11 protein-coding genes are annotated in these 12074 nt (G+C 32.7%); 7 read left to right on the top strand and 4 right to left on the bottom strand.

From position 1 onward, the window contains the following. Positions 1-4 precede the first annotated feature (4 nt). From AC13CQ_RS06235 to AC13CQ_RS06220, 4 genes are all read left to right on the top strand, one after another. On the top strand, positions 5-1636 hold the full coding sequence (locus tag AC13CQ_RS06235; RefSeq protein ID WP_474506856.1) for a S8 family peptidase: 1632 nt from the start codon (positions 5-7) through the stop codon (positions 1634-1636). Between the two features lie 28 nt (positions 1637-1664). Beyond that, a complete protein-coding gene (locus AC13CQ_RS06230) occupies positions 1665-3551 on the top strand; it encodes a M1 family metallopeptidase (protein ID WP_474506857.1) in 1887 nt (628 codons plus the stop codon). 282 nt (positions 3552-3833) lie between these two features. Continuing rightward, positions 3834-4211, top strand: a complete 378-nt coding sequence (gene rnpA, locus AC13CQ_RS06225) for a ribonuclease P protein component (RefSeq protein WP_335587670.1) — start codon at positions 3834-3836, stop codon at positions 4209-4211. A 129-nt stretch (positions 4212-4340) separates the two neighbouring features. Further along, positions 4341-5957: a S41 family peptidase gene (locus AC13CQ_RS06220; RefSeq protein WP_008611306.1), complete on the top strand. Its 1617-nt coding sequence runs from the start codon at positions 4341-4343 to the stop codon at positions 5955-5957. A 39-nt stretch (positions 5958-5996) separates the two neighbouring features. On the opposite strand, the gene AC13CQ_RS06215 is transcribed toward AC13CQ_RS06220, so the two are convergent. Continuing rightward, a complete protein-coding gene (locus AC13CQ_RS06215; protein ID WP_474506858.1) occupies positions 5997-6611 on the bottom strand; it encodes a hypothetical protein in 615 nt (204 codons plus the stop codon). A gap of 449 nt (positions 6612-7060) precedes the next feature. On the opposite strand from AC13CQ_RS06215, the gene AC13CQ_RS06210 reads away from it, so the two are divergent. Continuing rightward, on the top strand, positions 7061-8785 hold the full coding sequence (locus tag AC13CQ_RS06210; RefSeq protein ID WP_474506859.1) for a hypothetical protein: 1725 nt from the start codon (positions 7061-7063) through the stop codon (positions 8783-8785). A gap of 55 nt (positions 8786-8840) precedes the next feature. Here the strand turns inward: AC13CQ_RS06210 and AC13CQ_RS06205 are convergent, their stop codons facing one another. Beyond that, positions 8841-9227, bottom strand: coding sequence for a SpoIIAA family protein (locus tag AC13CQ_RS06205; RefSeq protein ID WP_008611303.1), 387 nt, complete (start codon positions 9225-9227; stop codon positions 8841-8843). Positions 9228-9365: 138 nt separating this feature from the next. Here AC13CQ_RS06205 and AC13CQ_RS06200 point away from each other — a divergent pair, with 138 nt between their 5' ends. Continuing rightward, positions 9366-9743: a hypothetical protein gene (locus tag AC13CQ_RS06200; protein WP_335587086.1), complete on the top strand. Its 378-nt coding sequence runs from the start codon at positions 9366-9368 to the stop codon at positions 9741-9743. Here the strand turns inward: AC13CQ_RS06200 and AC13CQ_RS06195 are convergent. Continuing rightward, the gene (locus AC13CQ_RS06195; RefSeq protein WP_335587087.1) at positions 9733-10176 is read right to left on the bottom strand and encodes a GNAT family N-acetyltransferase; all 444 of its coding nucleotides are present in this window, start codon (positions 10174-10176) and stop codon (positions 9733-9735) included. The genes AC13CQ_RS06200 and AC13CQ_RS06195 overlap by 11 nt on opposite strands. A gap of 138 nt (positions 10177-10314) precedes the next feature. On the opposite strand from AC13CQ_RS06195, the gene AC13CQ_RS06190 reads away from it, so the two are divergent. Next, the gene (locus AC13CQ_RS06190) at positions 10315-11262 is read left to right on the top strand and encodes an ABC transporter ATP-binding protein (protein ID WP_474506860.1); all 948 of its coding nucleotides are present in this window, start codon (positions 10315-10317) and stop codon (positions 11260-11262) included. On the opposite strand, the gene AC13CQ_RS06185 is transcribed toward AC13CQ_RS06190, so the two are convergent. Continuing rightward, on the bottom strand, positions 11259-12074 hold the full coding sequence (locus AC13CQ_RS06185; protein WP_337900897.1) for a hypothetical protein: 816 nt from the start codon (positions 12072-12074) through the stop codon (positions 11259-11261). The two genes, AC13CQ_RS06190 and AC13CQ_RS06185, sit on opposite strands and share 4 nt — an antisense overlap.

Raw genomic sequence — 12074 nt, 5'->3', positions numbered from 1 at the left:
GACAATGACTATTAAAAAATCTGTTGCTTATTGCGCAATTGCAACTTCCTTATTTGTAGGATGTGGATCTCCTGCTATAATTTTAACACCAGAAGAAAATATAGATTCTGTAGTATTAAAAGTGGATCCACTTACAGATACTCAATTAAAAGATTGGGGGCACAAAGACTTACTTACGGATACCATTCCTGGGATGAGTGTAGATAAAGCCTATAGCGATATTTTTAATAAACTGAAAAGTTTAAAGCCTACAACAGTAATTGTTGGAGTTTTAGATTCGGGAGTTGATATTGAGCATCCAGATCTTAAAAATGTAATTTGGACAAATGAAGATGAGATTCCTGGAAATGGAATTGACGATGATGAAAATGGTTTTGTTGATGATATCCATGGATGGAATTTTTTAGGCGAAGCTAATGATGAGCAATTAGAGTTTGTAAGAATTTTAGTAAAAGGAGACGACGGTTCTGAAGAATATAAAAGAGCTTTAAAAGAATATGATGAAAAGTATAACGAAGCAGTTCAAAATAAAACAAGATATGAGCAGATTTTAAGTTCTGTAAATGCTGCTGATGCGTTTCTTCAAAAAGAATTAGGGAAAGAAGTTTATACTAAAGAAGAGTTGGCTGCATACGAGCCTTCTGCAGAGCAAGGACAAGCGGCTAAAGGAATGATGATGCAAATGTTTAGTTTTGAAGATTCTGTTCCTGCAGTAAAGAAAGAATTAAAAGAAGGAATTGAGTATTTTGCAGATCAATTAAATTATAACCTAAACAAAGATTTCGATGGAAGAAGTATTGTAGGAGATAATCCAGACGATATTAATGATATTGGATACGGAAACAATGATGTTATTGGAGATAAAGAGCATGCAAAACATGGAACGCATGTAGCTGGTATTATTGCTGCAGAACGTAATAACAGTGTTGGAATGGATGGAGTTGCAGAGCATGTTAAGATTATGGCGGTACGAACTGTTCCAAATGGAGATGAGTACGATAAAGATGTTGCTTTGGCAATACGTTATGCTGTAGACAATGGTGCTAAAGTTTTAAACGGAAGTTTTGGTAAATACTATTCTCCACACAAAGACTGGGTTTGGGACGCTATTAAATATGCGGCTTCAAAAGATGTTTTAATTATTAAAGCTGCTGGAAACGAATCGATGGATTTAGATGAAAACAATGTATATCCAAACGATAACGAGAATAATACAGCAGAAATAGCAGATAATTTCTTAACTGTTGGAGCTTTAAATTACGAATATGGGCCAGAAATGGTAGCTACTTTCTCTAATTATGGGAAAAATAATGTAGATGTTTTTGCTCCAGGAACCAAAATTTGGTCTACTACTCCAAACAATGGATATGAGTATTTACAAGGGACCTCTATGGCAGCCCCTGCGGTAGCTGGTGTTGCAGCATTGATTAGAGCATATTACCCTTCATTAAAAGCATCAGAAGTAAAGAAAATTATTATGCAATCTGGACTTACTTCAACTGCAAATGTAATTTTAGGAGGGAATCCAAATTATAAAAAACCATTTGCAGAGGCTTCAAAATCTGGGAAAATGGTAAATCTTTATAACGCTATGATTCTTGCTGATAAAGTTGCAAACGGAAAAGCGAAGTTATAAATCATACTTTTTAACTAAACTCAAATATATGAAACGAACATTTATCACTGCTATAGGTTTAAGTGTTGCTATGCTATCTCAAGCATTTGCAGTAACTACGCCTACTAACGGTAATCCATTAGAAACTATACAACCCAATTCAACAACTTATTGGCAACAACATGTTGACTATAAAATGAATGTTGATATGGATGTAAAAGATTATAAATATACAGGAACACAAGAATTAAAGTATACCAACAATTCTCCAGATACTTTAAAAACGGTATTTTATCATTTATTCTTTAATGCCTTCCAACCAGGGAGCGAAATGGATGTGAGAAGTAGAACAATTCAAGATCCAGATAGAAGAGTAGAAGATAGAATTAGTAAACTATCACCTTCAGAAATAGGGTATTTAAAAGTAATTAGTCTAAAACAAGATGGAACTGCTATTGAATATAACGAAGAAGGAACTATTCTTGAAGTTACCTTAAATAAACCGATTCTTCCTGGGCAAACAGTTAAGTTTGATATGGAATTTAACGGGCAAGTGCCACAACAGATTCGTAGAAGTGGACGTAATAATGCGGAGGGTGTTGCTCTTTCTATGACACAGTGGTACCCTAAAATGGCCGAATATGATTTTGAAGGTTGGCATGCAGACCCATATATTGGTCGTGAATTCCAAGGCGTTTGGGGAGATTTTGATGTAAAATTAACCTTAGACAAAGAGTATGTAGTAGGTGGTACTGGATATTTACAAAACCCAGAGGAAGTTGGACATGGATACCTTCCAGAAGGGACAAAACAGAAAAAAGTAAAAGGAAAAACACTTACATGGCATTTTGTAGCACCTATGGTACACGATTTTGCTTGGGGAGCAGATCCAGAATTTATTCATGATACTTTAGAAACTCCTAGCGGTACAACGCTTCATTTTTTCTATAAAGACAAGGAAGAAATTAAAGAAAACTGGAAAAAACTTCAGCCAAAAACAGCAGAAATGCTAGCGTTTTATAATAAAAACGTAGGAAAGTATCCTTACAAACAATACTCTGTTATTCAAGGAGGAGATGGTGGTATGGAGTATGCTATGTGTACGCTTATTACTGGAGAACGTAAATTTGGGAGTCTTGTAGGAGTAACTGCCCATGAGTTTGCGCATTCTTGGTTTCAACATGTTTTAGCTTCTAATGAGTCTAAAAATGAATGGATGGATGAAGGATTTACTTCTTTTATTTCCGATTTATGTATGAACCAAATTATGGGAGAAAACAAACCAAATCCATTTGAAGGGGCTTATAGAGGTTATATCGCACTAGCAAATTCTGGTTTTGAACAACCACAAACTACGCATGCAGATAGATATAATTACAACAGATCATATAGTATTTCTGCATACAGCAAAGGGGAAGTTTTCTTAGCACAGTTAGGGTATGTTATTGGTCAGGATAATGTAATGAAAACACTTAGAAAGTATTACAACGATTTTAAATTTAAGCACCCAACTCCAAACGATATTATGCGTACTGCTGAAAAAGTTTCAGGAATGCAGTTGGATTGGTATTTAACAGATTGGACTAAAACTACCAATACTATAGATTACGGAATTAAAGGTGTTACTGAAGAAGACGGGAAAACAAAAATAGAAATGGAACGTATTGGACTTATGCCAATGCCTATTGATGTAATGGTGTTGTATAAAGACGGTTCTGCTAAGTATTTCTACGCTCCACTTAGAATGATGCATGGAGAGAAAGCTAATCCATTTGATGGAGTTGAAAGAACAGTACTTCCAGATTGGCCTTGGGCTTTTCCAACATATAGCTTTACAATTGATACTCCAAAGAGTGAAATTGTAGGAATAGCAGTAGATCCTTCTGGATTAATGGCAGATGTTAATAGAGAGAATAACGAATATCAAGCAGAATAAGGGTTTGGATAATGTTTAAATCCTTTATTGAGAGTTTATTCCTCAGAACCTGTTCTGAGTATACCGAAGTGCTCTACGTCGAAAAGGATTAAATTATTTTCTTTTGAATACCTCGTAAGCTTGGCTCGAGATAGTTGATTTAACTAAAGTTATACGGACGGATATTTTTTAAAAAGTTAGCTTATTAACGGAAAGAATACCTAGTTCAAACATACATATCTAAAAGAAAAGGCTTTTTAAATAAAGCCTTTTCTTATTTTTACACCCAATTTTAAATAGTATATGGATCAGTCATTTCCTTCAAAAGAAAAACTCAAAAGCGCTACGCTTATTAGCCAGTTATTTGCTGAAGGAGATTCTGTGTCCAAATATCCTATCCGATTAGTTTTTACAAAGCTAGAAGATGAGGTAAAAATTAAAGCAGGGGTGTCCGTCTCTAAACGCTCTTTTAAAAAAGCAGTAGATAGGAATAGAATAAAAAGACTCCTACGAGAAGCATACCGACTTAATAAACATCTCTTTTTTGATACTGTTGAAGGAGATTCTTATGGCTTTATGTTTTTATATACTGGCAAAGAAATGCCTACGTTTGAAAAACTGAACAGTGTGATGCAGAAATTGCACCAAAAATTTCAAGAGCATCTTAAAAAAGAATCATAGTATAGGTAAATTAAAGTCATTTTTCAATAGATTCATCTTCAACTTGCTAAATTTTAATGAATCTAGTACCTTGTACTTCACTATGAGAAGTATTAATTCTCATTTTTCAGAAAATAATATGAAGCTATTATGAAGAAGAAAATTATAATTCCAGCACTAGCATTAATTGTTTTACTAGTAGGAACTAGTTTTAAAAACGATTTTTTTGAAATTGCTAAGCAAGTAGAGATTTTTACTACGTTGTTTAAGGAGTTAAATATGAATTATGTAGATGAAACGAATCCTGCGGAACTTATGGACACCGCTATAAAAAGCATGCTTGAAGATTTAGATCCTTATACAAACTTTATGAATGAGCAGGATGTAGAAGGTTTTAAAATAAGCAATGCAGGAGAGTATTCTGGAATTGGAGCTGTAGTGAAGAGTTATGATGATAGACTTCTAATTATTGAGCCTTATGAAGGGTATCCTGCCGATAAAGCAGGATTAAAAGCTGGAGACGAAATTGTAAAAATTGGAGACATAAACGTATCAGATTTTAAAGAAGATGCAACAGAATTATTAAAAGGAGCTACCAAAAGCAATGTTTCTATAGCTTATAAAAGGCAAGGAAAAACAATGACTACAACGGTTTCTAGAGATGAAATAGAAATTGATGCCGTCCCTTATTTTAATATGATAGATGCTGAAACAGGATATATTGTACTTTCAAAATTTAATAGCAAGGCTTCTAAGCAAACAGAAGAAGCTTTGGAAGATTTAAAAGAAAGAGGAGCAAAGAAAATTATCTTAGATTTAAGAGGAAATCCAGGTGGATTGCTAACCGAAGCAATAGATGTTTGTAATTTATTTGTGCCTAAAAAGGAACTTATTGTAAGTACAAAATCGAAGGTTAAAAAATTCAATCAAGAATATTATACACGTAGAAATCCTGTTGATACAGAAATTCCGTTAGCAATACTTATTAATGGAAGAAGTGCTTCTGCAAGTGAAATTGTAAGTGGTGCCTTACAGGATTTGGATCGTGCTGTTATTGTTGGCGCACGTAGTTTTGGAAAAGGATTAGTGCAGCGTCCTATTAAATTAAACTATGGAACCCAGCTTAAAGTAACTATTTCTCGTTATTATACACCAAGTGGACGTTGTATCCAGTCGATGGATTATTGGAATAGGGATGCAGATGGAAAAGCGGTTGTTAAGAAGGATTTCAATGAATTTAAAACTCGTAGTGGAAGAAAAGTTTATGATGGTGGTGGTGTAATGCCTGATCTTGAAGTGAAGGGATTGAAAGATAATAGTCTTACTTCAGCATTAATAGCTAACAATGTACTTTTTGATTATGCTACAGACTACTATTATAAACACCCAATAACTAACATGGACAATTTTAGTTTTTCTGAAACCGATTATCAAGACTTTAAAAAATACGTTACTGAAAGTGGATTTACTTATGAAACTAAAACCGAAAAAGCACTTAAAAAAGTAATGAATAGTCAAGAAATAGATGAGTTTGGAGAGTCTGTGAAGAATGATTATAAGAAATTACTTACAGATATAAATCATAGTAAATTAGCATCTCTTGATGAATATCAAGAAAGTATTACAAAAAATCTCGAAGACGAACTTATTGTACGTTACTTCTATAGAGACGGCTTGTACAAATATTATTTACAGAATGACGATGCTATAAAAAATGCAACTGCAATTTTAAAAGATGCTGCAAAGTATAAAAGTATCTTGAAGTAATTTTATAAATAGCGTTTTTGAAAAGCCTAGTCTAATGAGTTACTCTTCCGCAGGATCTTTTATAAAATCAAGATAACCACGACGAAGTAGAGTTTCTACCCGTCTTCTATCTGGAGTACGATGGATGGCTTTGTATTTTTCTGAAATATAATAACAAAACAGCCCGAATTGATCCCTCGGAACATCCAAATCGTTTAAAATATAATCTTTGTAATTGTCTTCTAAAAAACCAACAATTATATTTTTAGTTTCTGCTTTTAATCGTTTTTTTAATTTTTTTGTGCGTCCGCTTATTGCGTTAATTAATGGATCTAAACTCACAGACATTCCTCCTCCTTTGTAATGATATTTGGAGGCTGCTGCTAAACGTCTTTCTGCTGGAGTGTAGGTTTTAGGAGTATAATCGGTTAATTTTCCGACATTAATTCTGTAATCGGTAAGTACTACTTCTTCAAGCTGAATTACACCATCTTTAATGTAAACCTCTATTTTACCATTCATAATATCTTCTGTGGCCACAATTTTATAGAAGTTTTTAAACGCTTCAGAAGCAATAAATAATTGGTCGCCTTCTGAGGCTGTAATGGTATGAAAATCATTTTTATAACTCCCTTCTGTTTTTGTTGTGATATTGGCAATCCCAAATTTTGTCATTGCTATATTATCTTTATAAATAAAGATTTTAAGTACTTTTTTTTCTTCTTGAGAAAATAGCTGGAATGAACTCAAAAATAGTAAGAAGAAAAATAATAATAGATTAAGTAATTTTATCACATGTATAGCGTATTAGGAAAGCCAATATATCTCATTTCAAAGCTGTCTGGGTTTCCTTTAACACAAGTTTCACGGCAATTTGTGATAGTTTTTGTAATCCTATCAAAATCTTAAGAGTTTTTTAGTAATTATAGTAGTTACTGATTGAATTTATGGTAAAATAAAATGATGATTTTTTTCCTTTATATAAAGCAGAAAAATAAAGCATAGTCTTCGCTACATACTCTTTTTTATCTTGAAATTGAAAGGGAAAGAGTACATTTTATTCCAGTAAATTGCATTGGTAAATGGTATTACAGTAACTTTATTGAAATTTAAAATTAAAACGTATGCCCAAATCGTTTAAATTATGCTTAACTATGGCTGGTGCTGTTTCTGCAGGGTCTTTTACTGGTGGAGTACTAGATTATTTAATAGAAACCTTAACACTGTGGGAAGAAGCAAAAGCCACCAACAGGAAATTAGGAGTTAATCATCCAGAATACAATCATTCTGTTCCAATGCATAACGTAGAAATTGATGTGCTTAGTGGCGCTTCTGCGGGAGGTATTACAGGTACACTAACGTTGATGAGTTTATTGAGTAAAAATCATAAACCTGTAAATCGTTCAAACCCAAAAGGAGAGGATAATTTGTTTTACAAATGTTGGGTCAAAATGGCCGATGATGATAAAAGTAAAACGCTCGAAAAACTTTTAAATACCAACGATTTATCAAAAAATAAAATCCCTGAATCGCTACTTAATAGTATTGCTATAGATAAAATTGCCAACGAAGCACTAACAATAAATTCAGAGGTGCGTTATCCTCCATTTGTGTCTAAAGATTTGGATTTAATTTTAACCACAACCAATCTTCGAGGCCTTAATTTTAAAGTTGATTTTAGTGGAGATAGTAAAACCAATTCAGCAAATATTATTACCAATCATGGCGGTTTTTTTAGATATAAAGTGAAAAATGAATTGTTTGAAAGAGGAGTTCCTCCACAGGAAGATTCACTTTTTTATGTGTTAGACCTTAGCGAAAATCAAGACATAAATTATTTAAAAGATGCCACGCTCAGTACTGCAGCCTTTCCAATTGGTTTAAAGTCTCGGGAGATAGAAATCTCTAAAAAATATATTGAACGTTACCCAAAATATTTGTTCGGGATGCGAAAAGGGATTTCACCTTTAATTTTAGATAATGAAGAGAGTTATAAATTTAATTCTATTGATGGCGGACTCATAAATAACGAGCCTTATGGGATTGGGATTAAGGTTTTAAATGAAAAAAATAAAACCCTAAAAACGAACGATAATTATGCGGTAGTAATGGTAGATCCGTTCCCTAATCAAGATAATAATCCGTCGTTGTTTAATTCTGAGCGAGATATTTTGAGTGTTGCCAAAGGCATGTTTAAGGCATTGAGAAATCAGGTGATGTTTAATCAAGATGGAATTTTTGAAGCATTATCTTTAAGCGATAGAACTAAATTTTTGGTGGCTCCCAGTAGGAAAACAATTTTAAATGGAGAGGCTATTAGAGAGCAACATCATTTAGCATCGTCTCCTATAAGTGGTTTTTCGGGTTTTATGGATGAAAAATTAAGAAAGCACGATTTTGAATTAGGAAGAAAAAATTGTCAGGATTTTCTGAGATATCATTTTTCAGTAAAAGAAGAAAATATTGTCAAACGTTTGGGAGAAGAAATTCCAAAGGAAGCTATAGATAGGTTTTCTTATACAAACCCGCCATCTACTAAAAATGGAGCACGTTTTTTCCCGATTATTCCAGACATGAAAACCATAGAGGCTTTTAATCAAAAGTTTAATTTAGAAGACTACGGAACCGATGCTACTCTAGACTACCCTACATATCCAAAAATTGATTTAGAGGAGTTTGAGCAGGCTTATAAGGCTCCTATAAAGAAAAGGATTAGAAGCTTAGTACGAAGTATTTCTAGAAGTGGAATATTAACTTTTGCTTTTCGACTTATATTTCAACGAAAAGCTTATAAACTAGTTATAGATACTGTGAGAAATAGTTTAAGTGAAGCGAATTTATTGAGGTAGTAAACCCCTTCAGAATATGCTTTTTAAAAATTGATTAATGTAGGTACGGGGGAATCTATACCGTTGAATTTACAAACATCATAGCTTCCTCCATTTGAGAAGCGTCAAAGTACCTTTCATAACGTCCTTTACTGGCGCGTTCAAAAAATAAATTATCTATTGGAACTAGCACTTTAACTATATTAGAATGTGCAACAATTGCTAGATGCCCTAGCTTTTTATAATGCCGAAGAGACCATAAAATATCTTCAAAAAATGCTTTGGTACTACTTTTAGAAATTTTAATTTCATCCAATTTAATCAAGATATTCACCTTTTCGAAACCATGCTTTAGCTTCTCTTCAAATAATTTTTGACATATTTTTTCATCCGCTTTAGTAAAGCCCTCAAAGACTTCAAAAGCAAGCACATTACTTTCGAATGTTTTAATTTGTGAAATCATAATTTGTTGATTTTTCTCTGCGAGATATATAACCCATTACTTTCAAATTTAAGAAATATAACATAGCTAAACTTAAGATTAACACTATTTAACTGTCTGATAATTGGATAATTACATTATTATTTGTATACTGTATATATGATAGCAACAGATAAATTAAATTATACAGAATTTTTAAACAGATCAGTTAATTATTTAGAGAACCGTGGGTTTGATAATATTAAAGCCGATTTAGAAGGGTATGAAACGCCAAAATCGTTTGTTAAAAAGGGGAGTGATGTTATCATTACTCCAGATATTGTTGCAGACAAAAAAGGAATCAAACATTTCTTTGAAATTAGTGTTAAGTCAGAAAAACCACACTTATTAAAGTCTAAATGGATGTTTTTAGATGTGTTGAGTAAGATGAAGTCGTACCGATTTAAAATTATTAGTACTAAAGGACATTATAAGTTTACCAACACTATGCTTGACGATTTAAATATGGATAAAAAAATGATTAAGATTAATTCTTAATCATTTTTATATGTGGAATCCCATCCTCTAAATATTCTTCACTTGTTTGAGTAAACCCATGCGAATTGTAGAATTTTCTTAAATAGCATTGGGCGGAAATTTCTATGTCTTGTTTTTCAAAACGTTCATAAATAGCTTCGATAGAAGCTTTCATAATAGTATGACCATAACCAAACTTACGTTCCTCCATTTTAACAACAACTCTTCCTATACTTGGGTTGTCAAAGTAATCTCCAGAGTTGAAAATACGGGTATAAGCAACCAGTTTCCCCTCTTTTTTCCCTAAAACATGTAAGGCTTTTTGGTCTTTGTAATCAATATCTTGATATACGCAATCTTGCTCTACAACAAATACTTCACTCCGTAATTGAAGCATTTCGTATAATTCTTCTTTAGTAATTGCTGAAAATGATTTTACTTCTATAGAAAGCATCTATTAATTGTTTTTGCAAAAGTATTAATTTGTAGCAGAGCTAAAATCTATTTTATTACTTTTTATTTCTTCAATAATTACATGAGTTGTCATCTCGATACTATTTCAACTTCTTATATTTGCTAAAACCTAATTAGCATGCTCGAAGTAAAAAAGGTCTCTTTTGAATATGAGGAAACCCCTATTTTAAAAAATATTAATTTTGATTTAGATAAAGGAGAACACCTCTCTATAATTGGAGAAAGTGGTTCAGGAAAAAGTACCCTTTTAAAAATTATTTATGGATTATACGATTTAAAAAAAGGAAAACTTTTTTGGGATAAAAAACCCATGCTTGGACCAAATTATAACATAGTTCCTGGGGAACCTTTTATAAAATATGTTGCTCAGGATTACGATTTAATGCCTTTTATTACGGTAGAAGAAAATATCGGAAAATTCCTATCTAATTTTTATCCTCGAAAAAAGAAAAAAAGAGTTGCAGAATTGCTTGAGCTTGTAGGAATGACAGCCTATGCCAAAATTAAACCAACCGAATTAAGTGGTGGACAACAACAAAGAGTAGCTTTAGCAAAAGCTTTGGCAAGAGAGCCAGAATTACTTTTACTGGACGAGCCTTTTAGTAATATTGATAATTTTAAAAAAAATGCTTTAAGACGCGATATTTTTAGCTATTTAAAACAAGAAAATATTGCATGTATTACTGCAACGCACGACAATACGGACAGTCTCGCTTATGCAGATATAACAATGGTTTTAAAAGAGGGGAAGGCAATCGCTTTTGATAATCCTAAAACACTATTTGAAACGCCAAAAAATAAATACGTAGCTTCACTTTTTGGGGAGGTAAATGAATTGCCTAAGAGCTTATTGTATCCTGATAATTCTTCAACTAAAAAAGTATTGTTATACCCACATCAATTGGAAGTAGTTTCCTCTTCGTCTTTAAAAGTTAAAGTGAAAAAAAGCTACTTTCAAGGAACTCATTATTTAATTGAAAGTGTTAGAAATAGAAAACCAATTTTTTTTAATCACAACTCTAATCTCCATGAGAACCAAGAAGTAATGCTTTCTATAAAGGCTTAGTTTTTAGCAATTTTTATGTTTCCAATATAAATTTGTGCACCATGGTCGTAAGATATTGGAGCACTGATATAAAAATACTTATTCGGATTGTTTAAAAACATTTTCGCATCTAGTAATTTTGACTTGTCTAAGTACAGTCTCATTTGCTCATTATTTACTGCAATAGAGATATGTATAACGGTATTTCCGTATGCATCTAGTGGAAAATCTAAGGTGCTTCTGTTATCTGTAGCACTGCTACTGTGAGTCACATCTTTATTCCAGAAATGTAGTTCAGTAGAGGTAATGGAGTTGTCGTTATAGGCATCAGAAATCCAAGAACGGACACTGTTGTCTTTGCTGAATCCAAAATTCATAGCCCCTAAGTCTTCTGCTTTATCACTTCGGGTTAGGATATCAAATTCAAGGGTGAAATTCTCTGGCATTGACAGTAATGTATCTAGCTTGAAACTTGATCTTTGTCCTAACTCTAACCATTTCCCTGGGATTCCAGAAATTTCAACTATAGAACCTACGCCATTTGTTTTCCAATAAGTAGGCATAGCTCCGAAATCATCATTTTCAAACTCATCCTCAAAGTAGGTGTTTTTTCCAGGAACATAAGAAAAGGTTTTTTCTACGTAAGGAATTTCATCCTTTTTTCCCGCTTCTTCTTGTGTGCTTTTATCACTTCCATTTAAAATATCATCGGTAACATCTTCTGCCTTTTTTTCTACCTTGTCTTGGATTTTTTTCCAAAATTGTGCATGGATTTTATTCGGAAAAAGTAAGAAAGTGATAAGTAAACTAGAAAGGATTAATATTTTTTTCAT

This window comes from Galbibacter sp. L-19 (genome assembly GCF_056857615.1).
This window is presented reverse-complemented; position numbering and strand designations above follow the sequence as displayed.